Annotated in this window: 21 protein-coding genes; 5 read left to right on the top strand and 16 right to left on the bottom strand. The window is 43.2% G+C overall.

Annotated elements, in window-relative coordinates:
* Positions 1-24: 24 nt before the first annotated feature.
* The 7 genes from ACFQZS_RS07760 to ACFQZS_RS07730 all read right to left on the bottom strand — a co-directional run bounded on the left by ACFQZS_RS07760 (position 25) and on the right by ACFQZS_RS07730 (position 4,540).
* Complete coding sequence (locus ACFQZS_RS07760) at positions 25-840, bottom strand: ThuA domain-containing protein (protein ID WP_377098921.1); 816 nt, start codon at positions 838-840, stop codon at positions 25-27.
* A gap of 146 nt (positions 841-986) precedes the next feature.
* On the bottom strand, positions 987-1,388 hold the full coding sequence (locus ACFQZS_RS07755; RefSeq protein ID WP_377098919.1) for a c-type cytochrome: 402 nt from the start codon (positions 1,386-1,388) through the stop codon (positions 987-989).
* 323 nt (positions 1,389-1,711) lie between these two features.
* Complete coding sequence (locus ACFQZS_RS07750) at positions 1,712-3,076, bottom strand: exonuclease domain-containing protein (protein ID WP_377098917.1); 1,365 nt, start codon at positions 3,074-3,076, stop codon at positions 1,712-1,714.
* Between the two features lie 85 nt (positions 3,077-3,161).
* Positions 3,162-3,638 carry an HAD domain-containing protein gene (locus tag ACFQZS_RS07745; RefSeq protein WP_377098915.1) on the bottom strand — a complete coding sequence of 159 codons (477 nt, stop codon included), beginning with the start codon at positions 3,636-3,638 and terminating at the stop codon, positions 3,162-3,164.
* A gap of 22 nt (positions 3,639-3,660) precedes the next feature.
* A complete protein-coding gene (locus tag ACFQZS_RS07740; RefSeq protein ID WP_377098913.1) occupies positions 3,661-4,047 on the bottom strand; it encodes a hypothetical protein in 387 nt (128 codons plus the stop codon).
* A gap of 52 nt (positions 4,048-4,099) precedes the next feature.
* Positions 4,100-4,300 carry a hypothetical protein gene (locus ACFQZS_RS07735; RefSeq protein ID WP_377098911.1) on the bottom strand — a complete coding sequence of 67 codons (201 nt, stop codon included), beginning with the start codon at positions 4,298-4,300 and terminating at the stop codon, positions 4,100-4,102.
* Between the two features lie 93 nt (positions 4,301-4,393).
* Positions 4,394-4,540 (bottom strand): hypothetical protein, encoded by a 147-nt coding sequence (locus ACFQZS_RS07730; RefSeq protein WP_377098910.1) that lies wholly within the window; start codon positions 4,538-4,540, stop codon positions 4,394-4,396.
* 137 nt (positions 4,541-4,677) lie between these two features.
* Here ACFQZS_RS07730 and ACFQZS_RS07725 point away from each other — a divergent pair, with 137 nt between their 5' ends.
* Complete coding sequence (locus ACFQZS_RS07725) at positions 4,678-5,343, top strand: flavodoxin family protein (RefSeq protein ID WP_377098908.1); 666 nt, start codon at positions 4,678-4,680, stop codon at positions 5,341-5,343.
* Between the two features lie 7 nt (positions 5,344-5,350).
* Here the strand turns inward: ACFQZS_RS07725 and ACFQZS_RS07720 are convergent, their stop codons facing one another.
* The 7 genes from ACFQZS_RS07720 to nirB all read right to left on the bottom strand — a co-directional run bounded on the left by ACFQZS_RS07720 (position 5,351) and on the right by nirB (position 17,263).
* A complete protein-coding gene (locus ACFQZS_RS07720; protein WP_377098907.1) occupies positions 5,351-6,055 on the bottom strand; it encodes a DsbA family oxidoreductase in 705 nt (234 codons plus the stop codon).
* A 282-nt stretch (positions 6,056-6,337) separates the two neighbouring features.
* Entirely contained in the window at positions 6,338-7,768 is a 1,431-nt protein-coding gene (locus tag ACFQZS_RS07715; protein ID WP_377098905.1) for a rubredoxin, read from the bottom strand.
* On the bottom strand, positions 7,769-11,287 hold the full coding sequence (locus ACFQZS_RS07710) for a molybdopterin-dependent oxidoreductase (RefSeq protein ID WP_377098903.1): 3,519 nt from the start codon (positions 11,285-11,287) through the stop codon (positions 7,769-7,771).
* A gap of 21 nt (positions 11,288-11,308) precedes the next feature.
* Positions 11,309-12,601 (bottom strand): MFS transporter, encoded by a 1,293-nt coding sequence (locus ACFQZS_RS07705; protein WP_377098901.1) that lies wholly within the window; start codon positions 12,599-12,601, stop codon positions 11,309-11,311.
* Positions 12,602-12,636: 35 nt separating this feature from the next.
* Complete coding sequence (locus ACFQZS_RS07700; protein WP_377098899.1) at positions 12,637-14,172, bottom strand: alginate export family protein; 1,536 nt, start codon at positions 14,170-14,172, stop codon at positions 12,637-12,639.
* Between the two features lie 98 nt (positions 14,173-14,270).
* Entirely contained in the window at positions 14,271-14,627 is a 357-nt protein-coding gene (gene nirD, locus ACFQZS_RS07695; protein WP_377098897.1) for a nitrite reductase small subunit NirD, read from the bottom strand.
* 143 nt (positions 14,628-14,770) lie between these two features.
* Positions 14,771-17,263 carry a nitrite reductase large subunit NirB gene (nirB, locus tag ACFQZS_RS07690; RefSeq protein WP_377098895.1) on the bottom strand — a complete coding sequence of 831 codons (2,493 nt, stop codon included), beginning with the start codon at positions 17,261-17,263 and terminating at the stop codon, positions 14,771-14,773.
* Between the two features lie 388 nt (positions 17,264-17,651).
* On the opposite strand from nirB, the gene ACFQZS_RS07685 reads away from it, so the two are divergent.
* Positions 17,652-18,002, top strand: coding sequence for a DUF7009 family protein (locus tag ACFQZS_RS07685; RefSeq protein WP_377098893.1), 351 nt, complete (start codon positions 17,652-17,654; stop codon positions 18,000-18,002).
* Positions 18,003-18,054: 52 nt separating this feature from the next.
* On the opposite strand, the gene ACFQZS_RS07680 is transcribed toward ACFQZS_RS07685, so the two are convergent.
* Complete coding sequence (locus ACFQZS_RS07680) at positions 18,055-18,285, bottom strand: hypothetical protein (protein ID WP_377098891.1); 231 nt, start codon at positions 18,283-18,285, stop codon at positions 18,055-18,057.
* Positions 18,286-18,550: 265 nt separating this feature from the next.
* Between ACFQZS_RS07680 and ACFQZS_RS07675 the strand changes: the two genes are divergently transcribed.
* Complete coding sequence (locus tag ACFQZS_RS07675; RefSeq protein ID WP_377098889.1) at positions 18,551-20,245, top strand: phospholipase D-like domain-containing protein; 1,695 nt, start codon at positions 18,551-18,553, stop codon at positions 20,243-20,245.
* 40 nt (positions 20,246-20,285) lie between these two features.
* Positions 20,286-21,194 (top strand): hypothetical protein, encoded by a 909-nt coding sequence (locus tag ACFQZS_RS07670; protein WP_377098887.1) that lies wholly within the window; start codon positions 20,286-20,288, stop codon positions 21,192-21,194.
* 61 nt (positions 21,195-21,255) lie between these two features.
* Here the strand turns inward: ACFQZS_RS07670 and clpB are convergent, their stop codons facing one another.
* The gene (gene clpB, locus ACFQZS_RS07665) at positions 21,256-23,865 is read right to left on the bottom strand and encodes an ATP-dependent chaperone ClpB (RefSeq protein WP_377098885.1); all 2,610 of its coding nucleotides are present in this window, start codon (positions 23,863-23,865) and stop codon (positions 21,256-21,258) included.
* 242 nt (positions 23,866-24,107) lie between these two features.
* On the opposite strand from clpB, the gene ACFQZS_RS07660 reads away from it, so the two are divergent.
* Positions 24,108-25,439 carry a sensor histidine kinase gene (locus tag ACFQZS_RS07660; protein ID WP_377098884.1) on the top strand — a complete coding sequence of 444 codons (1,332 nt, stop codon included), beginning with the start codon at positions 24,108-24,110 and terminating at the stop codon, positions 25,437-25,439.
* The last annotated feature ends 46 nt before the right edge of the window (positions 25,440-25,485 follow it).

Raw genomic sequence — 25,485 nt, 5'->3', positions numbered from 1 at the left:
GTTTCTAGTTTTTCAGATTTAACATTACATCTTTTTGCGGCCCATAGCGTATTCTATGCCGGCTAAAAGGTGTTGCAGGAAAAGTGGTTCTTCATAAGAAGAATCTGTATGGCCCAGTGCAGTGTAGAATGCACGCCCGCCATCATAATCATGCCACCAAGCTAACGGATGGTCAGCACCCATTTTGGCTTGCGGGCTTCTGGTGTAAACTTCCGGAGCGGCAGATGACTCGTCAAGCTTTAACAACACATGTACATCTTGTGGCATGGCTCTGTAAGCATACCACTCATCTTTACGTTCCCAACGTGCAGGTAACATTTTTGTAGCGGCAGAAGTTCTGTCAACCACGTCAATTGTCATATTAGGTGTGCCCATAGGGTGTGCTTTGAAGTAGGCACCTACCAATTTACCATACCAGGCCCAGTCGTACTCACCATCTGATGCTGCGTGTATACCTACATAACCACCGCCACCTTGTATGTAGGCAGTAAATGCGGCTTTATGCGCATCGTTTAGGATGTGGGCACCTGTAGTGCTTATAAATATTACGGCTGCGTATTGCTTCAAATTCTCCGGCGTAAACTTGTTTTCATCGCTGGTGGTATCTGCAACAAAATTGTTTGTAGTACCCAACTTCATTATGGCTATTGACCCGGGAATTCTGGAAGCATGTGCATAAGCCTTTCTGCCGTTATTGTCAACGCCTATTTTATGAAACACCAAAACCTTATTTGATTTTGAAGAGCCTTTTTTTGCGCTTGAGCACGACGCTGTGATACCTATAGCAGCAATTAGCGCAACGCTACAGATCAGCCTGTAATACTTTGTAAAGTTTGTCATGTAAAAATGGTTTATAATTTGGTTTTAATATGAATCGGCCGATCAAAAACAGGAAAATTTGTACTCTGATCGTGAAGTACAAATATTTATTTATTTTAATAAAATAAAAAGCCCTACCTAATTAAAGGTAGAGCTTTTTTAAGTATTTATTTAAGCGACAATATATATTGTACCATCTTTTTTACATCTGTCGGTGGCAATGATGGGTGCGGCGACATTGGTGTAGTTCCCCAGTTGCCAGAGCCACCAGCTATTACTTTTTTTACCAGCAAATCATAATTAGCTTCTGTTGGTGCATATTTTTTTGCAACATCAATATAAGCAGGGCCAATAACCTTTGTATCTTCTTTATGGCAAGCCAAACAGTCTGATTTTGTAAGCGCCTGTTTACCCATTACAAGATCGGCCGCACTTGGTTTTGACACAACTGTTTTTGTAACGGTAGTGGTTTTTTTAACCGTGGTGGTTTTTTTTGTAGTTTGACCGAATGACAAATTAGCAACAAGCATAGCACATATAAAACTTGTTAATACGATAGTTCTCTTCATTTCTATTAGTATATAATTAATTGTTGTATTAGTATTTAAAACTTCTGTAGGTTGAGCCAACAAATTTAGAAAATATGGCCTCAAAAGCAAGTGTAACCATACTACTCAAAAATTTATTAGCTTCTTTTTTTTGACGTTAAAACGCACCGAAAGTTTAAAAAGTGTTAAATAATTACAAATAATACATGCAAGCTTACTGTAAAGGATACACTTACCTAACTGTTACCCTAAAAAATAATTTAACTGTAGTATAATTGTTACTAAAACTAAATTTCAAATAATAGCAATCGATTGCAAGCAGACCGGAAAAGCCCACCGATTTGTTAAAAAACCACCATCCTGTCCGGAAACTTTTCGCCGTAGTTAATCACCATATTGCGGATATAATCATTACCCGGGTAAGGCGTAAGCTGCGTCTTTAGTTGCTGCAGATCATTGGTTGGATAACCGGGCGCGATATAGCCCATACCATAAAACTGTCCCCGCTCTACCAGTATACAGCTATGCTCATCGTAATTGCGTCCTTCGTCTCTTATGGCAAAGGTGGGCAAGGCATTTCGCAGGCCCTCAATAGCGTTGGCCACCTTGCTATTATAATCTGCAACAAGCTGCAAACCCTCGCAGGCGCAAGAGCCTGCATGAGCACCGCTACAAGCACTATTGTTACGCTGTATAAAACAAAGCTTGGGGCAAAGTTCAAACTGATCTATAAGGCTATGGATAATGCTGTAACCTTCGTTTATTGAGTTACAGGTGTACACAGGCTGAAGAGCGAATTTCCGCCTTTTATCAACAGCCAAACGCATATAGCCGCTTTGGTCTTCAAAAACAAACAGCCCGTAAGCATGCTCAAAGCGCTTTAACGACCGGTTGTATTTTGGCCAAAGCCTTTTTATCTCCACCGCCTCCAGCACAAAAGCAATTAGTTCTGTACCGCATTCCTTAAAAGTTACCCGGTGGATGTTGCGCAAAAACTCCTGCCGCTGCGGACCAGGATTATTACCGGTAAAATGACTGCAAACCCGTTTTTTTATATTCCGCGCCTTTCCTACATATATCACCTTCCCTTTATCGTCATGAAAGTAATATATGCCGGGCATCATAGGCAGTGCTTCAATATCTGCTTTGGGTAAATGCGGGGGCAGTAATTGTTCTTTTGAGTTTTGCTTAAGCGCCTTTTTTATATGGTCATCCCTATCGGCACGCAGCATCATCCCGAATAATTCTGCTGTTGCTTCCGCGTCGCCTAAAGCACGGTGACGGCTTTCGTTATCAATACCTAAGCTGCGGCATAACCTGCCCAGGCTGTACGATGCATGACCGGGCAATATTTTGCGCCCCAGCCTAACAGTGCACAACTTATTGGTGTTAAGGTCATAACCCGCCTGGCCCAAATGGTAACGTACAAACGAGTAATCAAAGTTAACGTTGTGGGCTACGAAGATCTTTCCGTGCAGCAGGTGGTAAATATCGGCGGCCACATCCTCAAAAGGCGGGGCCTGTTCTACCATATCATTGGTAATACCAGTTAGGGCGCTAATATAAATAGGTATTTCCCTGCGGGGATTAACGAGTGTGCTGTAACGCTGCGTAACCTTTTTGCCATCGTGCAGGCAAATGGCTATTTCGGTAATACCATTCGCGCTGGCATGCCCCCCTGTGGTCTCAATATCTACTATGGCGTACACAGGGTAAAGTTAGCAAGTTTTGCTAATTTATTTAGTTATGATTTTAAAAAAAAGATTTAATCACCCCCTGCTAAATAATGGGGACCTATTGAGAAAGTTGAAAGGTGCTTTTTTTTAAGATACTAATTGCCTGGTCAGCAAGCTCGTCGGTAAGACCAATTGACGGGCTGGTAAGCACCAGTTTATCCTTTAAACTATCAGGCAGTTCGTTTAAAAATTTATCATCATCAATTATCACAAAATCTTCGCTCTCCACATGTTTTTTTCTATACCACTGCAAAATTTCATCTTTTCGAGTAGTAGTTAAACTGTTTGTGCCGAGCCTTTTAACACTTTTAGCATTTATACCTCTTGATTTTAATAGATCCCGCCACTGCGCAATGTTGTATTTAGTTTTATGCGAGGTTGTTAACAGAACTGAAGCATTTGTTTCGGATAGGATGCGTTGAAGTGCTTTAACTGATTTTGAATTAAATACAGAAAACCCATCATCCATAAACTCCGGTTTTTTCCAAGAGTTTGCCGGAACCATTACACCATCTATATCTAATAAAATTAACATATTCAAATTTACAACTTATTATTTATCTTGAAGTTATTTGTCGCACAAATTCAATTTCAACATTATTGAATTTAGCATCTATTTCGTTTAGATACTCGATCTTAGCTTGTGTATCCCAATCCTCTTCATCAAACTCCACTAGCCTCCACTCTATTTTTTGTGTTGCTGAAGTACTATTACTTAACACATGGTCAAGCTTAAAATTCATCATCAATGAGCTTAAGTATCTATGATGCCCGTCTATAATTAAATCATCGCATACTTTTATCTCATCAAATTTGATATCGTTCGACATCTTTTGACACATTCTTAAAATAATAGGAACGCATAATCTTTGCTGTGTTGGAGTAAATGGAATGTGATTGGAAGCTATAAACTTCTTAATAAATTCAATCGTTATATTTTTCATATAATTGGATAGTTTAAATAAATATGCGATTATATATTATTCTTTAACTCATTTATTTCACCTCAATCTCCTCATTACCATAAACTACGCTTTTGCCACTCATACCATGCACAATTATCCTGAACTTTCCCGTTATATAGCCTGTATAGAAAGAGAATGATGCCTTGCCATTCCGGTTAGTGGTTAGGTCGGGTTTCCAAAATAAGGTAGACAGATATTGTTGCTCCAGTAGTCCGTCGAGGCTTCTATTCAAACTATAAAATTCACTAGTGTGCTATATATGGCTAATACTTCCTGACTCATTGAGGTACATCCCTGATATACCCCGCCAAAAATGGCCTACCCTTTACACTATTTCAGACGGATGCGTCCCGGAATATAACAACAGTTTTGCGTGTAACGAGTCTGTATTAAAAGCTTTTGACTGTGCCCAACTGCTACCGGCAAACAATGTTAACGTTGAATATAAAAGCAGCTTTAATATTTTATTCATATTAAGAGTTTAGGCTTAATGGTTAAACGGGGATTGTGTGTAGCTAAAAGTATAATTTATACCATTTACTTCAAAAAATCACTCCAATTAACACTACTGATTATTAAACAATAAGCCTTATAGGCCGTTGTTAAAATATGATGAAAGCGCTAATAATAAACTGCACATTAAAACGGGGCGACAAGTTTTCAAATACCGGCGCCATGGCAAAAAAAGCTGCTGAGCAATTGGACGCGCTGGACATATCAACGGAAATTATACGACTGAACGACTATAACGTTTTAACGGGAAACTCGTCTGACGAAGGAGACTGCGATGAGTGGCCAGCTGTTCTTGAAAAGATTAAGACCTGTAACGTTTTTATAATCGCTACACCGGTGTGGATGGGAAACCTGGCATCAACAGCGCAAAAAGTTATTGAGCGGTTAGATGCCGTGTTCAGGGATGAAAACCTGATGGATAAGGAGACTGGCCAGTTTATGCCTTACAACAAAGTAGCCGGCTGCCTGGTTACCGGTAACGAAGACGGCGCCCATACCTGCGCCGCGCAGGTACTATGGGCCATGCAGGAAGTTGGCTTTACCATTCCACCCAACGCAAACGCTTACTGGGTTGGCGTGGCAGGCGGCGAAAAAGACTATGTTGAGGCCGGGGCCGAACGCTATCTGTACACCAATAAAAGCCTGCGCTACATGACATCTAACCTGGCGTTTATGGCTAAACTACTGGCAGCAAATCCCATTACCACCAACTTATCCGATGAAACTAAAAAGGCTGAGGCAGAAAGCGATAAGGAGGATTAGTTACCCTTTAACAATCCCCATCCACCCCGCAGCTATCGCCCTCAATAATATCCAGCTTAGCGGGCTTATTATCTAACGCCCATTCTTGATGCGCCTTTTCGAGTGTTTGCAAAAATACCGGTACTGCCTGTGCGCCGGATACACCGTACTTGTTATCTAGCACAAAAAACGGTACACCGCTTATGCCGTATCGTTGGGCCTGCATTACATCGGCGTTAACATCTGCAGCGTATTCGTCGGTTGCCAGGGTTTGTTTAACCAGGGTCTTATCTAAACCAATGGCTTCGCCCAGTTCGGCCAATGCATCATGGTCGGCTATGTTTTTGCCTTGGGTAAAGTAAGCGTTAAAAAGGGCTTCTTCGGCCTCGTCTCCTTTGCCGTTCTGTTTGGCCAGGTGGGCAAAGCGGTGCGCATCAAAGCTATTGGCTACAACGGCTTTGTCCATATCGTAAGTTAATCCAACCTCGGCGGCCATTTCAGTAACATGGTGATTCATTTGGCGGGCGTGGTCAATTGTCCAGCCTTTAATATCAGCAAGGTATTGCGTTACGTTTAAAGATGGATCTGTTTTTAAGTGCGGATTAAGCTGAAAGCTCTTCCATTCCACCTCAATATCAGCCTTGCTATCCAATTGCTGCAAAGCTTGCTCAAACCGCCGTTTGCCTATGTAGCAAAACGGGCACATCACATCAGACCAAATTTGTACTTTCATGGTACAAATTTACCTAAGGCGATTTTTAAAGGGGTAAGCGCAAAGTAAAATTAGCATTGTTGTCCCGCGCGGATGTGAGACAAAGTGGGACAAGTTGGGACAATATTTTTAGTAATCAGTTGAAATTTAGCAGTTTGCAGTTTTGGCTTGGGACAAAGTGAGACAACTTATTCGTCAGGAAAATTAGCTGTAAATTACCTGTAAATAACTCATAATCAATTAATTGCAAATTAGCTATTTTTTGTCCCACTTTATAAATCTATTTCAGCACTAAACTCCAGGCTAATTGTTTATTTCAATCAGTATAAAATCATTTTTGGGCGCATCGCATACGGGGCAGTTATAATCGCCGATATTTTCAAAATCAGTGCCCGGCGCTATATCATTTAATGGATCTCCGTATTGTTTATCGTACCGGCTCAGGCAGCAACAGCACTCGTAAACATTTATCTTTTCGTGCAGTATAGGTTTGTTGGGTAGGTCTACAGGTTCAATCGCTTCGCACTGCAGGTTTTGAAAGTGGTGGCACAATGCCGTTAACTTTTCACTTAATCCATCCTGCGCTACCCCCGTCGCATATATAATTTCCTCCCTTGAGTTCGGGTTAAAATCGCGCGTATGCGAAATATTATAAAGGTCATCACCCTCCTTCTTAATAATTATAGACCCCTGCAAACCTGTTTTGGGCTGTGTTTTAATAGCAAAGCAAAGTTGATAGGTTCGCAGGTCGGCCTCCTCAAACTGTCGTACCAATTGCAATTTGAGTTCGAGGCCTTCCCTGCAAACATCTTCTACCTGCCAGTTTAACTCATTGGCAGCGTGGCGTACGTTAAAATGGTATTTGCTTAGTATCAAGCCCCACTGCGGCCTATCTGCCGGCTCAATGCCCTTAATAATGAGCGATTTCCAGGGCGTGGTATAGATCTGCCCTATACGGCTTTTTAAACACAACAGGCAAACATCTTTTAAAAAGCCCAACGAGAATAGCTCGTTACGGCGGTAAACACCCAGCCAGTACTTATTGCTGTATTTGTTAAAGCCCTCGTAATAAGGCAGATAAAAATCAGGCAGTTTTAAAGCTTCGGTTACCTGTTTAAAAACCACGTTCAGTTTTTTTATCGCCATTTTATAGAACAGGTCGGTATCAACCCCTGCCTGGTTAAAAAACAGCTCTTTCTTTTGCAGGATGGTATCTTCTATAGCCTTAGCTAACGCCGGGATATCCTCCGAATAAACCAGCGTGGGTAAACAATACAGCTGATCTGTTTTAGGAAACCGCACATAGGTAAACCAGTAATTATTGGTATTGGATGCTATAAAATTAATATGCCCGCTAAAAAACGGCACAAAGGTTTGGTTACTGTCTACCAGGTTTACCTTTAGCTTGGGCTGATGGTCAAAGCCATCAAAAATGTCTTTGTAAACCCCCTCGCGCAGCCAGGCATCGTGATGAGTAAAAATAGTATCGGCCACGTAGGAGCTGATGATATTGGGGCAGTTATCCTCATCAACCTCATAACTGATGGCTGATTTAAGCATATCCAGCTCCAGATCCTCCAGCCTTTCCGCATCTATGGTAAAATAAAGCTGTTGCCGGTTACCAAAACGGATGCTGTCGGCACCGGCACTCCCGGCAATCACTAATATTTCATAAAGATCGCCTGCTGATATAAAGCCTCCCGGTAAGTTTATTTTGATCAGATGCTCCATCATTTATCCCGCTTTAGCCATTACGTTATTTTGCAGCGCGGCATCCAGCAGACGCTTAACCTCGGGCTTGCAAGATCCGCAACCCATGCCCGCGCCGGTAGCCGCGCATAATTCTTTCAAGCTGTGGCAACCACTATCAATTTTATTCTGAATATTACCGCTGCCCACGTTGTTACAGCTACAAACCAGTTTGCCTATAACCGGTTCGGCAGCATTGCCGCTGCGCAGCAACTGCAGGCGTTTTTCGCTTAATTCGGTTTTGTTGGCAATCAGTTCCCTGAACTCTAAAAACTCACTCTTATCGCCAATTAAGATGGCTCCTACCAGCCGGTCCTGGTGTATGATGCATTTTTTATAGTAGCGCTTGGCCTTATCTATAAACACCACTTCCTCGTAATCGGTATCATTAGGGCATTCTGATAATCCTATGCTGCAGAGATCAAAGCCATGAATCTTGATAATATTCATAAACAGGCTGCCCTTGTAATAGCTGGCAATGTCACCATTCATGTAGGCGGCAACTACGCCAGCCTGTTGTTCAGCGGCTGCGGATATGCCGTATAACGTTCCATCAAACTCCGCTATCTCTCCTATCGCATATACGTCCGGGTCGCTGGTTTGCATGCGCTCGTTAACGATCACGCCGCGGCGGCACTCCAATCCGCTTTCTTTGGCTATCTCAAAATTAGGGTTGGTGCCTATTGCCAGTATTATGGCATCGCAATTTAACTTGCGACCGCTTTTTAGACCAACACCCGTTAATTTTGAGCGACCATAAAACAACTGGATTTCGTCATCATAATAAATATCGCAACCCTGGTCGGCCATTTCTTCGTGCAGCAACTGGCTACCCAATGCATCTAACTGCCTGTTTAAAAACCGGGAGGTACGGTGTATAATGGTGATCTTGATACCTATTTCGCGCAGCGATGCCGCCATTTCCAGACCGAGCAAACCGCCGCCAACTACTACCACATGGCCGTTTTGCGGCACATGCTTTTTAAAGTTATCGGCATCATTACGGTTACGCATGGTAAAAATACCAGGCAATTGGGGTACATTTTTGGGCACTGCGGCCCTGCTGCCGGTAGCCATCAGCAAAACATCATAAGGTGTTTTAACACCCCTTGAGTCAGTAACTACTTTATTGGCGCGGTCTATTTTTTCAATACTTACCCCGCGCAGCAGGTTAATGTTATATTCCGGCTCTTCCTCATCTGTCATCTTCACCAACTGCTCCCACTTTTGCTCGCCGCTGATGTAATCGGGCAGCATAATGCGGTTATAGAACGGGAAGTTCTCTTTACTGAAAACTGTAATTTTATCTTCCTTATTTAATTCGCGGTAGGCTTTTACAAAACCATATGAACCCGCCCCTGCCCCTATCACCACAATCCGCTGAAAAGGCTTTTTATACTTCTCCACCCTTACCGCGCAAAACTTAAAGTCAGGCTCTTTAGACATGGGGTCTATCTTGTCTGACGTTAAGTTATTGGCCCTGTTCAGATCGTTACCTAAAACCTTGCCCCAATGCATGGGCAGAAAAACAACACCCTGTTTTATTTGGGTTGATATTTTTGCTTTAACCTGTACTTCGCCGCGTTTTGAGGTGATTACAGCAACGTCTCCTTCGCTAATTTGCAATGCTTCTGCATCTGTTGGATGGATCTCTAAAAAAGCCTGCGGATAATGCTGATTAAGCTTGTTTACCTTACCGGTTTTGCTCATGGTATGCCACTGATCGCGGATGCGGCCCGTGGTTAATATAAAAGGGAAACGCGCGTCGGGCATTTCGCTGGTCAGTTCATCGGGTACAGCATGGATAATGGCTTTGGCAGATGGCGTATAAAATTTCTTATCGGCAAATAAACGCGGCGTACCATGCAGCGCGCTTTTCTTTTTATAGGGCCACTGCACCGTTTTGCGTTCCTTTAAAATTTCATAACTCAGTCCGCTTATGTCTATGTTGGTTTTCTCGGTCAGCTTTACATGTTCCGCATAAATAGCCGCGGCGTCTTTAAAATCAAAACCCTTATAACCCATTTTTTTCGCAAAGCGACAAATGATCTCTGCATCCGGCAAAGCCTCTCCCGGTGCATCAATAACCTTATTCAGGTAGCTTATGCGCCTTTCGGAGTTGGTCATGGTTCCCTCCTTTTCGGCCCAGGCCGCTGCCGGCAAGATCACATCCGCATAAGGCAAACATTCAGATCTGTTAGTGATCTCCTGCACCACAACAAATTTGGCTTTCTTTAAAGCCTCCTCTGCCAACCGCACGTTGGGCAAACTGGTCATTGGGTTGGTACACAATATCCAAATCGCTTTTAAGCGCCCATCGTTCAATGCCTCAAACATTTCGGTAGCGGTAAGCCCCGGCTGCGGGTTAATAGTTGCTCCTCCCCAAAATTGCTGTACCTCTGCACGGTGCATGGGGTTAGCCATATCCCGGTGTGCAGGCAGCAAGTTGGATAGCCCACCAACCTCGCGCCCACCCATGGCATTGGGTTGTCCGGTCAGCGACAACGGTCCGCAGCCAGGTTTGCCGATATTTCCTGTTATTAAATTAAGATTAATGAGGCTCAAATTTTTATTTACGCCAATAGCGCTTTGATTAAGCCCCATTGTCCACATGCTGATAAAGCCATTGGCGTTACCAATATACTTTGCGGCCAAACGAATATCAGTTTCGCTAACTCCGCAGATCAGCGCGGCATTGTGCACCGTTTTGGTAAACACCAGCTCGCTGTAAGCTTCAAAGCCTTCGGCATGGTTGGTCACAAAATCAAGGTCTATGTCGCCGTTCTCTATCAGCACCCTCCCTATGGCATGGTTAAGGGTTATATCCGTGCCGGGGTTGATCTGTAAATGCAGATCGGCAATGCTTGCGCTGTCTGTAACCCGTGGGTCAACCACAATAATTTTTATTTGCGGATTGGCTGCTTTATGCGCTTCAACCCTTCTCCACAAAATAGGATGGCACCAGGCCGGGTTGGCACCGGTAACGTAAAAGCAGTCGGCCAGTTCAATATCATCATAACAAACCGGTACACTGTCTTCGCCCAATGCTTTTTTGTACCCAACAACCGCGCTGCTCATGCACAGACGCGAATTAGTATCAATATTATTGCTTCCGATGAAGCCCTTCATCAGCTTGTTCAGTACATAATATTCCTCTGTAAGGCACTGGCCCGAAGCGTAAAACGCAACCGAATCAGGCCCATATTTATCTATAAAAGTTTTAAAAACGGCAGCAGCACGATCAAGAGCGTTGTCCCAGCTTACGCGCTGCATGGGCATGCTTTTGTTATACCGCATCTGCGGATAAAGCAGCCTGTCGGTCTTGTCGTTAACGGTATGATGCAGGTTTATTCCTTTACTGCAAAGCATACCCTTATTAACCGGATGGATCTTGTCCCCTTCAACAGTAATGCTGCCGTTTTTTTCCTTATTAACCACCACGCCGCAGCCCACCCCGCAGTAACAGCAGGTTGATGTATAACTTTCGGTGTTTTTTCTGGTCATGGATAGTTAATAAGAATTATGTTATGCAGCGCTGCCTGCCATGTTGTTATTTAGTTCAGCATCGGCAGCGGGTTGTTTCTGAAAACGGGTAATAAGTATCACAACAGATATAGCAATTACGATGTAACCTATGTAAGTAAATGCCTGCACATAAGTGATGGTTTCTGACTTGAACAGGAAGCCAAACAACATACCGCCAACGTTGCCACCGGCACCGACAATGCCGCTTACCAAACCCACATTTTTAGTATTTACAAAAGGGACAATGCCATAAGTAGCACCGTTTGACATTTTAAGGAACAGGGCAAACGTTAACATAGATGCTATAGCCATAAACAGCGAGCCTGCCTGTGCAAACAATATCAAACCGCAGCCTTCCAGCAAAAGCACACCTGCCAGGACCAAACCCTTGCCGCGCATACCGAATTTTTTACCCACTTTATCTGATGCTATACCGCCCAGGGCACGGGCAAAAATATTCATGAAACCAAATATCCCTGCCCAGAAACCTGCTGTGCTTTGGTTTAAATGGAAGCTATCCACAAAATGCAGTGCGGCCACATTATCAAACGTAAGCTCCATACCGAAGCACATGGCATAGGCCAGCATTAGCGCCCAAATACGCCAGTCGCTTAACACGCTCCAGTCTGTTTTGGTATTTTGCTGTTTGTGTCCTATCTCATCGTAGTTGCCATTCGGGGTATCCTTGGTGTAACGGTAGTATAAAAAGGCCATTATCAGCATCATTAAACCGGGTACTATCATGGCATAGCGCCATGCTTCGGCTGGGGTATAACCAAAACCAACAATGGCGGCAAATATCAGCGGCATTACCATATTGGTTATTCCACCACCTAAGTTGCCCCAGCCACCTGTAACCGCGTTTGCTGTGCCTTTAATATTGGGCGCAAACATCATGGAGGTATGGAACTGCGTAATAACAAACGAAGCACCTATAACGCCTATGGCCAGCCTGAACAATAAGAAAGTTATATAGCTATGGGCCAACCCTACCAGGAATACCGGTATTGCGCCAACCAATAAAAGCCTTACCGCTGTTTTGCGTGGCCCCCAGCTATCGCACAGTTTACCTATAATCAAGCGGGCTATAATGGTAGCTGTTACAGATGCGATGATGATATTGCCTACCTGTGCTTTGGTAAGGCCCAGCTCGGCGCGAACGGTTGGCATTAAAGGCGCCAAACCAAACCATCCGAAGAAACATACAAAGAACATTAACCAGGTAATGTGGAAAGTGCGCATTTGAACGCCCTTGCCCGAAAATATATTGAGTTTTGTGAGTTGCTTTTCCATTGTATTATTGTGTTACAGGGTTATTGATAAGGGAATTATTTATTCAAAAAATCTGGCTTGATATTGATCTGCAGGTAGGCCCAAACCGGACTTAAATTGGTAGTGCCCGGCGTTATATTTTTGGCATACTCCATACTGCGGGATGCTGCCATGTAGGATAAGCCCAGGTCAACAGTGGTTAGTTTATTCAGCTTGTAAGCGGCGGTAAGATCAAGCTCGGTGCCCAGGTGCTTGCTTAAAGCTTGTCCGCTTGCATCTTTCTGATCGTTGCCTAACATAAAATAATGCCCGGCCAGCTCTGCGGTAAAGCGGGTAGAAGTTAGTTTTACCTTCAGATAAGGATCAGACAGGCCACCATTTGGCGCGCCGCTTACCGCGTAGAAATAATCCATGTACCCCCAGAATTTGTGCGGAGTGCCATACAGGGGATCAAACCTGTGGTTGGTTTTTGATGCAGAAAAGGCGTTGTTACCCGACAGGTAATCCCAACCCGCGGTGTAGCTCATTTTGCCTGCTTTGTATGCCAATGATGAGGTGAGCATATAAGCGTTCAATTGCAGGCTGTCCTTATCCCGCCCGCCCTGGTAATAATATCCTGCTGTTGCTGCCCATTGGTTGCCCGCGCCAAATACCGGATTAACCAGCAGCCCTGTTGTGATGCGGGTATTAACGCCCGACTGGTTAAAGCGCCTTCCGTAAATATACCCGGTATTGCCGTTGGCGATATTTTTAACAGAGTCTAATTTATACTTGCCAAACTGGTCGGCAAAGAACAAACCCGAAACCTTGGTTTTACCGATCTTTTTAGCGGTGTATAAATATTGAAACGCCTTATAGTTTTGTGTTAAGCCATTTGTTCCTGGCGGATTGACAAACACCGGACCGCCTTTTTTATCGCTGTTCCCGGCGGTATTAACCAGTGGTAAAAAACCGGCAGGGGTATTAGTCAGGTTGCCATTATTATCCTTAACCGTTGCGGGTACGTTGGCAGGGGTATAATAAGTGCCATTATAGTTAATGGCATCAGTATGCTGGTTGAAAGCCACACCCAGGTCAACCTGCCATCCTTTTTGTAATAGTTTAAACACCAGGGCATCGTGGCGGCGTGCTTGTGTTGTCCAGTCTAACGCGCCTAATAAGCGCTCATCATCATAAGCTATCTCTTGTCTGCCCAGCTTTATAGCAAAGTAATCAAAGGGCGAAGATTTAAACGAGGTGTCTTTTTTGTTGGATAATATCAATTCGGCCCAGGCCTCGTGTATTCCTAATTTATTGCCATCGGCGGTGCTGATGGTAGAGGCATCCTGCCCCCAAAGCCTTACATCCTGAACGGATGTTTGGAAAATAAGCTTGCTTGATCTGTAGTTAAATGTGAGCCTGGTGCGCTGAGCCGTGAACACCGATGCGCTATTGCCGAGCGGTTGCAGTGTCCCGTACCCGCTACGCAATTCGCTCCGCGTTCGGAGCTGTCCGGTAAGACTAAGCTGCGCCGATGCTTTGATAGACGACAAGCTTAACGACAAAAGCAGTATTTTGCCCACGCCGTTTTGGTTTAATACATTTTTGTACATTTGGTGAGGTTTTTTTTGTTAAAGCGATAAAAACTGTATGGCTCTGTCTGGGAATGCGACCTCCCGGCAGGGCTTTTTTATTGGGTGTACAAAAAATATTAAGCGGCATTTACGCCTACATAAACTTTACCGTCGGCTACTTTTACCGGGTAGGTTTTTATGCTGAAATCGTCGCCGGTAAGGCACTCGCCGCTTAAAAGCGAAAAGGTTTTTTTGTGGAACGGACAGGCCACCTTAGGCTCGCAATCTTCGCCGGAGCTGCCTATCATACCCCGCGAAAGCGCCATTTGCTGTTTATGCGGACAAAGGTTTTGAGTAGCATACCACTCGTTGCGGCGGCTAAAGTTGTAAATGGCTATTTGCTCATCGCCATGTTTCATGCAAACCCCGCCGTTTTCCGGAACATCATCAATGTAGCAGGCCGGGATCCAATTAATTGCTGTTAGTGTTTCCATACGTTGTGTGTTGTTTTAGTATCGTTAGTCCGAACCATTAAAAACGTCATGCTGAACTTGTTTCAGCACCCCACATGCATTGCGGTGTACTTGTCCTGTGGGGTCCCGAAACAAGTTCGGGATGACCTTTATTATTTATTTCTTTACCAATTCGCCTTTACCTGCCCGCGCATTTCCTCAAACTTTACGTTGGGGTCCTTTTGTGCAGGCTCGTTAACAAAGTGCGAGAATTTTTTACGCAGCTCAGGGTTATCAACCACTTCTTTCCACTCGCAGTGGTAGGTGTTTACCAATAGCTGCATTTCTTCTTCCAACTGCTCACAAATACCCAGGCTATCGTTAATAATTACGTTTTTAAGGTAGCTCATGCCGCCTTCCATTTTGTTGAGCCAGGTGGCGGTGCGGGTAAGCGGGTCGGCAGTTTTTATGTAGAACATTAAAAACCTGTCGAGGTATTTTACCAGCGTTTCCTTGTCAATATCCGTAGCTAATATCTGCGCGTGCTGCGGTTTAGATCCGCCGTTGCCGCATACATATAAGTTCCATCCTTTTTCGGTAGCTATAATGCCAAAGTCTTTTGACTGCGCTTCGGCACATTCCCTGATACATCCACTTACACCCCCCTTAATTTTATGCGGCGCACGGATGCCTTTGTACCTGTCCTCCACCTCAATAGCGAAGGATACACTATCATGCAAACCAAAGCGGCACCAGGTACTGCCTACGCAGCTTTTAACCGTACGCAGGGCTTTGCCATAAGCATGGCCGCTTTCAAATCCGGCATCAATCAGTTCTTCCCATATCAATGGAAGATCGCTAACATGCGCGCCGAATAAGTCGATACGCTGGCCGCCGGTTATTTTGGTGTACAGGTTATATTTTTTAGCAACCTGACCAATTACAATCAGTTTATCAGGCGTTATCTCGCCGCCGGGAATACGTGGTACCACCGAGTAGGTACCCCCTTTTTGTATGTTGGCCAGATAACGGTCGTTACTATCTTGTATGGTTGATTGTTTTACAATTACCTCATTCCACAGGCTCGACAGGATACTTGCCACCAGCGGTTTACAAGTTTCGCAGCCATCGCCTTTACCAAAATGATCCAACACGAGGTCGTAGTTTTTTAGCTGGTTCATTTTTACCAGATCATACAGTTCCTGGCGCGAGTAATCAAAATGCTCGCAAATGGTATTTTTAATGTAGGCGCCGTTAGCTTTTAAAGTGCCATTCACCAGATCTTTTACCATGGGTACGCAACCACCGCAACCGGTGCTTGCTTTGGTGCATTTTTTTATACCGTCTACATTAGTAATACCCAGGTCTGTTACTGATGAGCAAATTGCCCCTTTGGTTACCGCCTCGCACGAGCAGATCAATGCGTCATCCGGCAGGCTCATTACACCGGCTCCTTCACTTTCCGCACCACCTCTTGATCCCAGTATCAGATCTTCGGGGTTTGGCGGCAATACCAGTTTGTTGTTAACGGTTTGTAGCAACATGTTGTAAGCATCAGCATCGCCAATTAAAATACCGCCCAGCAGATACTTGCCATCCGTAGTTATATTAATGCGTTTGTAAATGCCTTTGTGGGTATCTTCAAAAACTATGGTGCGGCAATCGGGCTCGGTAATAAAGGCATCGCCAAAGCTGGCTACATCCACACCAATCAGTTTAAGTTTGGTGCTCATGTCGTAACTGTAAAACAGCTTGCTGCCGCCTGTTAATTGCGATACCACAATATCGGCCATTTCATAACCGGGTGCCACCAGGCCGTATATCATTCCTTCATACAGCGCGCATTCGCCAATGGCAAAAATGCTTTCATCGCTGGTTTGCATTTTGGCATCAACCAAAATACCGCCGCGGGTACCCACATGTAAGCCTGCCAGTTTAGCCAGTTCATCGCGCGGACGGATTCCTGCTGATATAACCAGCATATCAATGGGTAGTTCCGTATCGTCGTTAAAGTTCAGTGATTCGGCTTTATGTTCGCCACCTATATAGGATGTGCTTTTATTTAAATGTATACTTAATCCAAGCTCTTTTAATTTAGACTGCAGCATGGCACTTCCTGCCGAGTCGATCTGCCTCGGCATAAGGCGTGGGGCAAACTCAATAACATGTGTACTTTCTATACCCAGATCAATCAAGGCCTTGGCTGCCTCTAAACCTAAAAGACCGCCGCCCATAACGGCACCGGTCTTTGCATTGGCGGCATATGCTTTAATAAGGTCAAGGTCCTCAATAGTACGGTATACGAATACCCCTTCCTTTTCTACTCCCGGAATATCCGGGACAAAGGCGGAAGACCCCGTTGCTAAAACCAGGTAATCGTATTTAATTGTAATGCCTGACAGAGAATGCACTGTTTTATCTGTGCGGTTTATTTCCTGTACGGGATCTGCAAGGTGAAGCGTGATGTCATTCTCAGCGTACCATGACCTGGAAGACATTGACAGATCATCAGCAGACTTGCCATTAAAATATTCGCTGAGGTGAACGCGATCATAAGCCTGGCGGGGCTCTTCGCCAAATACTATCAGGTTGAAGTTTGATGATTTGGTTACAAGTTTTTCGCAGAACTTGTAACCAACCATCCCATTTCCAATCACTACGACTGTTGATTTTTCCATATTGTTAAAGCTTTTATCACCAACACAATAAAAAAGCGACCTAATATTGTGTTTGCATAGCAATTTTATATAAAAAAAATCAGAATTACAATTTTTACATCATCATAATCATATAATATCACATAATTTTTGGTTAAAAATCAATTTTAGTCTGATATAAAACATAATTTTGTTAAAAATTTCACATCAAAATCAATTATTAGTAAAAATTACTTTAATAAATACAATATTTTAGATAAGGTTTTTGACATTTTAATAAAAATTACAAAAAATTACTTTTATAAATCGCGTTTAATAGTTTTAAATACTTGAAAACACAAAATAAAATCACAAAACTCAAAAAAATCTGATATATAAAATATATAATCGATAAAAAAATCAAAAAAATATGAAAATAAGGATTAAAGGAAACTCAATTAGATACAGATTGAGTAAAACAGATGTAGAAAGGTTTATTAAAACAGGGTATTTAGAAGAAATTGTAGATTTTGGCAATCAAAAATTGATCTACGCCCTAAAAATACACCAGGAATTAACGGTTACGGCAAGTTTTGAGCAAAATAAGATAATAGTACACCTATCGCAGCTTATGGCTACAGAATGGGAGACAACAGATAAAATTGGTTTTAGCGGAGTGGATAATAAACTATCCCTTTTAATAGAAAAAGACTTTCAGTGTTTAGATAATACCATAGAGGACCAGGCTGATAATTACCCAAACCCGGCTCTGGTTTGTTAAGACACAATTCTATAATAATAACAAAGGGCGGTAATTTTACCGCCCTTTGTTATTAATCATCAGTGCCTACAATACCGCCGGTATCGCCGGGCTCCGGTTCAATATCCAACCCGTTATTATTAGTTGCCGCCCCTGTTTGCGATTGATTACCCAAATCAGGGTGACTTTCCTGTTTTAGCGTTTCGTCTACCTCATCGCCAAAGCCCTCAACTTCGGGCGTATTTTTTAAAAAATCGGGGCGTTTATCTTGCTGGTCGGGGTTATTTAGATCTTTTGTTTCCATAGTATATAATATAGTATACTGTATCAACCTATAAAACCAGGCAATGTTTTATAATGTAAAAACTGAATCCGGTAAGTCAATTATCATCAGTAGTAATCTTGATCGCCGGTGGCAAAACCGATCGCAATGTTTGTAAAAAAGCACGGACTTAAAATTTGAAAAACGGTTAAGATCAAAAATTAATAAAAATCTGCGTTTGAGATTGCTATCTTTCAAATTATCAGTATATTAGCATAAGAATAATATCACAACCTAAATCTTTATTATGCAACAAAAACTGTCTGTCCAGGCCTACTCAAACAATGATGATGCAACTATCATCATACCTAACGCCACATTTATAAAAGACTGCCATGGATTTGCCATATTCCGCAAAAGAAAAGGCGAAACCGACCTTGAGGCAGAGCCATTACTTACTTCGGTAGGATTTGAAGGCGACCCGCACACGCCGGAAGAGATGCGCCCCAGTACACAATGGCCGATTCAAAAATATATGTGGAGTGATTATTTTGTAAAAACAGGCGATGAGATCTGTTATAAAGTTATCCCGATGATTAACACCCCAAACGGGCTTGTTAAAGATATGGAGAGGGCATCAGAGTGGTCGGCATGGTTAACCATTGGCAACTCGCCGGGTAATGAAGCTTACTTTAACCGTGGTCTAGTATCATCTCAGTTCGTATCAAGGCGTTTGGCTAACGTTCCAGACAAAGATAGAAGTAAAGAATTAAGCAATATTTTGGCCGATGAAAAATCGCCGTTAAAACAATTTATGGGTGGTAATTTGCTGGCTGCTTTATACAGCTTATTAGAGACCATAGCAGAAACAAAAACGCTTAAAGTATATGGCGCCTTATACGAATGCAATGAACCTGGCCTTATACGGCGGTTAAATAAAATAGGCCGGCGGGCTAATATAATACTTGCAAATGGCGCTTTCAGCGAGGATAATAACGACCCGGAAAAAGAGAGCGCCGATCTATTGACTAAAGTAAACCTTACAAGGCGCATAGTTGGCACACCACATTTTGCCCATAACAAATTTCTGGTTATCACCCAAACAACGCCGGATAAGGTAGAGACGCCAATAAAAGTTTGGACAGGCAGCACAAATTGGACAACTAACGGCCTACATACCCAGGTAAATAACGCGGTGGTTATTAATGATACTGATGTAGCTAAATACTACAAAGAAGAGTGGGATGAAATGCTAAAAGATTGTGATAATGAAGGGAAGGGACTTTATGGCAAAGATTTTAAAAAATTTAACGGCACAGTAAAGCAAAACCAGGCTAATACCATACGCACCTACTTTACCCCTGTTGGCAATCAGATTGACATGGATGAGGCAGACAAGTATATTAATGCCGCAACCAAAGGGATACTTTTCCTGATGTTTAAGCCTGGTGTTATAACCGGCGCTAAAACCAAGAGCAGGTTGTTGTATAACACTATTCTGGAAAAAGCTAAAGACAGAAACTTGCTTGTTAATGGTGTTATAAACGCTGATCCCGGTGGTAAAGACTATCCTACCATTGCGTTTCTGCATAAAAATAAATACCAGGAGGGCGATATGGATGTTGCATTACCCGCAAGCATTGCAGATCCTTTTGAATTTTGGACCAAAGAAATGGGCAAAAAAAATGTCACCATTCACAGCAAAGTAATTCTTATTGACCCTTTTTCAGACAACCCGGTGTTAATTACAGGCTCGCATAATATGGGTGGTAAGGCCAGCAAATCAAATGATGATAACCTTAACCTTATTATTGGCAATAAAGAATTAGCCCGGGCATATGCAATCCATATGACAGCTGTATACCATCATTACCGCTGGAGGTTTTATCGTTCAGCAGAAACCACCTTGCCAAAATGGTCAGGAAATGTTAAGAGCGACATTTGGCAGAAATGGTATGCCACCGGCGAGAAAGCCCGTGAAATTCGTTTCTGGACAACATAGATATTTGTTTTTTTATTCACTAACCCTAAATCTTAAACTCATGCGTAAACTTATCACAGTTGCGGCTCTTCTCTTTATGAGCATGGGCGGCTATGCACAGGCCATTATTGGCAAAATGTACACAATTACACCCGATTTTGTAAATGTATATGGCGTTGACGCTAATAACGTTTTCCAAAAGCAGTATAAATTCAGAGCGCCGAGTAACACCAAATTTACCGTTACCGGATTTGACACATCTCATAATATCAAGATCACCTTTTGGCGCTATAATACTACAGTTTATGATACCATCTTGACCGAGCCTCAAAAAATAACATTGAGAAAGAATTATGCTAAAACAAACGAGTATTACGAAAAACTTAGAAGCAAGGCTGCTGTTTACGATTTTGACGTTAAGAACGCTTATATCGGAAAATGGGCAAACTACAAAGAGTTTGCTATTACGCCAGAAGAGTTTGATGTTTCAGTTGTTCCGTACTATGGCGTAAAAAATCAGTTTACATGGGGAGTGATGACCCTGCCAATAAAGCTCAGACTGGGAGATTCAAACAAGCGCTTTTTTAGCTATGAGGAAAAGCTAAATCTTGGATTTGTATTTGGCTTGCGGCATCAATTAGAGGGCACTGTGCAAAAGTCAATTAATTATATAGCAGGTGTAGGCATTGCAAATGTGCGCACCGATAGCTTAAGTTTAAAAAGCGGGATTACACCTGCAAGCACCAGCGCCGCCGCATTCTCCATAAACGCAGGGGTGCTTTACGCGCACGGAAGCTTTCAAATAGGGGCGTTTATAGGCAGTGATTATTTAACCGGCCTGCAAAGCAGAGACTGGAAATATCAAGGTAAACCCTGGATAGGATTAGCTGTTGGTATATCTTTATTTTCTAATACTGATACCAAGGGTGGCGAGGGCACCAACGAACAAAAAGGCACCGGCGACAAGTAGAATAGTATAAAATAATAAAGAGCCCGCATTACCTACGGGCTCTTTATTAGCTTTTAAAAACTTATTGCTGCGTTTTTTCTTCCGTATTCATAAACACAAACTGGTTATCAAACATATCCAGCTTTATTTTGCTGTCTTTATCTACTTTACCCGCCAGTATCTGTTTAGAAAGTTCGTTCAATACACGCTTTTGTATTACGCGTTTTAATGGCCTGGCACCAAATTGCGGATCGTAACCTAACTGGGCCAGCCAATCCAGGGCTTCTTCTGAAGCTTCTATGCTGATGCCCATTTCGGCCAGTGTTTGTTGCACTTGTTTAAACTGCAGTTTAACAATATCGCTTATCTCATCGCGGTTAAGCGGGGTAAACATGATGATCTCGTCTATACGGTTTAAAAACTCCGGGCGTATGGTTTTGCGCAACAGCTCAAACAGATCATTTTTTGTTTTGGCGATGATCGCATCGCGGTCGCCATCTTCTAAAAACTGAAAGTTCTCCTGTATAACATTGGAGCCGATGTTAGACGTCATGATGATGATGGTGTTCTTAAAGTTCACCAACCGGCCTTTATTATCGGTTAAACGGCCATCATCCAACACCTGTAGCAATATGTTAAACACATCCGGGTGCGCTTTTTCTATCTCATCCAATAAAATTACGCTGTAAGGTTTTCTGCGTACAGCTTCGGTTAACTGCCCGCCTTCATCATACCCCACATATCCCGGAGGCGCGCCTATTAACCTTGATACCGCATGGCGCTCCTGGTACTCGCTCATATCAATCCGCACCATGGCACCTTCATCATTAAACAGGTACTCAGCCAAAGCCTTTGCCAACTCTGTTTTACCTACACCTGTAGTTCCCAGGAATATAAATGAGCCAATAGGCTTCCTCTTATCCTGCAAACCGGCGCGGCTGCGGCGTATAGCATCACTTATGGCTTCAATAGCTTCCTGTTGCCCGGCAACGCGTTTGTGCAGCTCATCTTCCAAACTGAGCAACTTTTCCCGCTCGCTTTGGATCATTTTAGAAACCGGAATGCCTGTCCACCTGGAAACCACGCCTGCAATATCATCCGCGGTAACCTCCTCTTTCAGCATGCGGCTTTCGCTTTGGTTAGCTTGCAGGGCTTCCTTCAGTTTCTCTACTTCCTCTTGCGCTTCGCGGATCTTTCCATAGCGCAGCTCGGCCACTTTGCCATAATCGCCTGCACGTTCAGCCTGTTCCGCTTCCAGTTTGTAGTTTTCAATCTGCTCAACCTTTAAGTTAATGCCATCCACAACATCTTTTTCCCCCTGCCATTTAGCTTTAAGCGAATCGCGTTCGGAAGACAGATTAGCTATCTCTTCGCTCAATTCTGCAACTCTCCTATCGTCTTTTTCACGCTTTATCGCCTCGCGCTCAATTTCCAGCTGCATTATGCGGCGCTGCAGCTCGTCAACCGCCTCGGGTACAGAGTCCATTTCTATACGCAGTTTTGACGCGGCTTCGTCCATCAGATCTATCGCCTTATCCGGCAAAAACCTGTCAGATATATAACGCTGCGACATTTCAACCGCGGCTATAATGGCCTCATCTTTAATACGCACTTTATGGTGCGACTCGTAACGTTCCTTTAATCCTCTTAATATAGAAATGGCATCGGCTGTATCCGGTTCATCCACCAATACCATCTGGAACCGGCGTTCAAGGGCTTTATCCTTCTCAACATATTTTTGATACTCATTAAGCGTTGTAGCGCCAATGGCCCTTAATTCGCCGCGTGCAAGGGCGGGCTTTAAAATATTGGCCGCATCCATAGCGCCCTCGCCCCCACCTGCACCTACCAGTGTGTGTATCTCATCAATAAATAATACTATCTCGCCATCTGCCTGGGTAACCTCTTTTATTACTGCTTTTAAACGCTCCTCAAACTCGCCTTTATATTTAGCGCCCGCTATTAGCGCGCCCATATCTAATGAGTAAACGGTTTTACTTTTTAAACTTTCGGGCACATCGCCTTTCAATATCCTGAAAGCAATACCTTCGGCAATAGCGGTTTTACCTACACCCGGTTCGCCCACCAAAATAGGGTTGTTTTTGGTACGGCGCGACAGGATCTGGATAGTGCGGCGAATTTCTTCGTCCCTGCCAATAACCGGGTCCAGCTTGCCGCTTTCGGCATACTCATTTAAATTCCGGGCGTATTTATTCAGTGCGTTAAAAGTAGCTTCGGCATTTTGATCGGTTACTTTATTGTCGCCGCGCAGGCCAACAATGGCTTTTTTCAGGTCCTTCTCATTAACGCCTGCGTCTTTTAAAGCGGTACTGGCCTTATCGCTTACTGATAAGATACCCAGTAAAATATGCTCAACCGACACAAACTCATCCTTAAACTCTTTAAGGTAGGTTTGTGCCTTTTGCAGCGCCGAGTTAGCACCCGATGATAAGTAAACATTACTGCCGCTTACTTTAGGGAACGATGCGATCTGCTCATCAAGCGTGGTGTTTAACCTGTTAAGGTTTACATTTAATTTTTTAAGCAGATAGGATATAACATTCTCATCAACCAAAAGCAAGCCTTTTAACAGATGCGCTGTTTCAATAGCCTGCTGCTGGTTACCAACTGTTATTTCGGATGCCTTTTGTACGGCTTCCTGTGCTTTTATGGTGAAGTTGTTAAAATTCATAGTTAAATTATTTCAGCTATATCGCCTCAAAACGCTTGCCATTAGCATTGCCCTGAAAAAGTGTCATTCAATTTGAATTCCATACGCCTTTTTGACAAGCAGCAAGAATCACACCGCTGCCCTAACGAAAATGCATCTAACTACAACGCAAATCATTAGCATTAAAAGCAAAAAACAATTATCATTTTTTTCAAAGTGATTGATTTTTATATTTTTGATAGCCATAAGCACCCCTCAATAATTTGGATACCCATTATTTTAGAAGTTTACCCGGCCGGTACCGGGCGGCGTTCCGCAATTATTATACACTGCAAAACCTGCTGTCTATACGTAATAGCAGTATAGCTTTTTTGCTGATAAATGTTTTGTTGCGTATACTGATCTGGGTGCTGCCGGTAAATATTACAAAGGCGCAAAACTTCCCGGAAGTTACGTTTACCAATTGGTTGTATATTGTAGTTACGCCCGTTTTTTTCCTTATCAGCGAGTTACTGCTCAGGCGTATCAAAAAAACAAAAAAAGCCGGCGCGGGCATGATCGTTTTTGTTTTTATATTTTCTTTTTACCTGATAATGGCCGGCATGTACTCCGCTTTTATAGCCACGTCTGACCCACGCAACGCGCTCACTATCTATTTAATAGCATTATGTGTAATTAGCGTAATGTGCGTTTTTGAGTATGATGAGGTGATAGCCATGATCATACTAATTGAAATAGTTTATACCGCCTTGTTATTTGTTGCCCATACTGATGCTACAAGCATGTTGTATGATCAGCTTATCTCCATTATACTGCTGGCTGGTTTCTACCTGATATCCCGGTATTTTTACTCGTACAAAGCAAGTTATTACCTGCAGATAATAGAAATACGCAATAAAAACATTGAGATTGAAAAAGCCGCTGTATTTAAAAACCAGGTTTTAGGCATGGTAGCGCACGATTTGCGCAACCCAATAGCGGCGGTTGAATCGCTGGCGATGATGATGGAGTTTGACGATGAACTGAGCGAGGACACCCTGGACAGCGTTGGCATGATAAAGGCATCGTGTGTTAAAGCGCGCAGCATTATATCTGATCTGTTAGAGGCCGCTAAAAACGAAAACCTTAGCAATATTGAGCTGCATAAAACTGAGTTGAACCAATGGCTGCGGGGTATTATTGATATGTGGAAGATCCAGAAGGATCTTAAAAATAATATTGTGCTTAAAAGCAGCGGAAGCCCCATACACGCAGGTATCAATAACGAAAAATTTCAGCGCGTTCTGGATAACCTGATCAGCAACGCCATGAAATTCTCAAAAGAGAAAGACAATATTGAGTTACATCTGGAACAAAAGGGCAATAGGGTTACCATCAAAGTGAAGGACCATGGGCTGGGGATACCCGCGGATATGTTGCCCCATATTTTTGAACGTTTCTCTAAAGCGGGCCGTACAGGTCTAAAAGGCGAGCAATCAACCGGGTTAGGCCTGAGCATTGTAAAGCAGATTATTGAAAGCCACAAAGGCACTATCAAGGTTGAAAGCGAAGAAGGCAAAGGCACTACCTTTGTTATTGAATTACCGGTTGTTTAGTTATTGGGCATTTGTCATTGGCCAATGGTCATTTGTCATTAGTAAA

Source organism: Mucilaginibacter calamicampi, from assembly GCF_042676765.1.
Lineage (GTDB): Bacteria > Bacteroidota > Bacteroidia > Sphingobacteriales > Sphingobacteriaceae > Mucilaginibacter > Mucilaginibacter calamicampi.
Note: the sequence above shows the minus strand (reverse complement) of the source record. Positions and strands in the feature narration are given on the sequence as shown.

Bases quoted from the DNA above. Each gene is read 5' to 3' on its own strand.
- ACFQZS_RS07760 (WP_377098921.1), bottom strand. From the start codon at position 840: ATGACAAACTTTACAAAGTATTACAGGCTGATCTGTAGCGTTGCGCTA.
- ACFQZS_RS07755 (WP_377098919.1), bottom strand. From the start codon at position 1,388: ATGAAGAGAACTATCGTATTAACAAGTTTTATATGTGCTATGCTTGTT.
- ACFQZS_RS07745 (WP_377098915.1), bottom strand. From the start codon at position 3,638: ATGTTAATTTTATTAGATATAGATGGTGTAATGGTTCCGGCAAACTCT.
- ACFQZS_RS07740 (WP_377098913.1), bottom strand. From the start codon at position 4,047: ATGAAAAATATAACGATTGAATTTATTAAGAAGTTTATAGCTTCCAAT.
- ACFQZS_RS07730 (WP_377098910.1), bottom strand. From the start codon at position 4,540: ATGAATAAAATATTAAAGCTGCTTTTATATTCAACGTTAACATTGTTT.
- ACFQZS_RS07725 (WP_377098908.1), top strand. From the start codon at position 4,678: ATGATGAAAGCGCTAATAATAAACTGCACATTAAAACGGGGCGACAAG.
- ACFQZS_RS07720 (WP_377098907.1), bottom strand. From the start codon at position 6,055: ATGAAAGTACAAATTTGGTCTGATGTGATGTGCCCGTTTTGCTACATA.
- ACFQZS_RS07715 (WP_377098905.1), bottom strand. From the start codon at position 7,768: ATGATGGAGCATCTGATCAAAATAAACTTACCGGGAGGCTTTATATCA.
- ACFQZS_RS07710 (WP_377098903.1), bottom strand. From the start codon at position 11,287: ATGACCAGAAAAAACACCGAAAGTTATACATCAACCTGCTGTTACTGC.
- ACFQZS_RS07705 (WP_377098901.1), bottom strand. From the start codon at position 12,601: ATGGAAAAGCAACTCACAAAACTCAATATATTTTCGGGCAAGGGCGTT.
- ACFQZS_RS07700 (WP_377098899.1), bottom strand. From the start codon at position 14,172: ATGTACAAAAATGTATTAAACCAAAACGGCGTGGGCAAAATACTGCTT.
- nirD (WP_377098897.1), bottom strand. From the start codon at position 14,627: ATGGAAACACTAACAGCAATTAATTGGATCCCGGCCTGCTACATTGAT.
- nirB (WP_377098895.1), bottom strand. From the start codon at position 17,263: ATGGAAAAATCAACAGTCGTAGTGATTGGAAATGGGATGGTTGGTTAC.
- ACFQZS_RS07685 (WP_377098893.1), top strand. From the start codon at position 17,652: ATGAAAATAAGGATTAAAGGAAACTCAATTAGATACAGATTGAGTAAA.
- ACFQZS_RS07680 (WP_377098891.1), bottom strand. From the start codon at position 18,285: ATGGAAACAAAAGATCTAAATAACCCCGACCAGCAAGATAAACGCCCC.
- ACFQZS_RS07675 (WP_377098889.1), top strand. From the start codon at position 18,551: ATGCAACAAAAACTGTCTGTCCAGGCCTACTCAAACAATGATGATGCA.
- ACFQZS_RS07670 (WP_377098887.1), top strand. From the start codon at position 20,286: ATGCGTAAACTTATCACAGTTGCGGCTCTTCTCTTTATGAGCATGGGC.
- clpB (WP_377098885.1), bottom strand. From the start codon at position 23,865: ATGAATTTTAACAACTTCACCATAAAAGCACAGGAAGCCGTACAAAAG.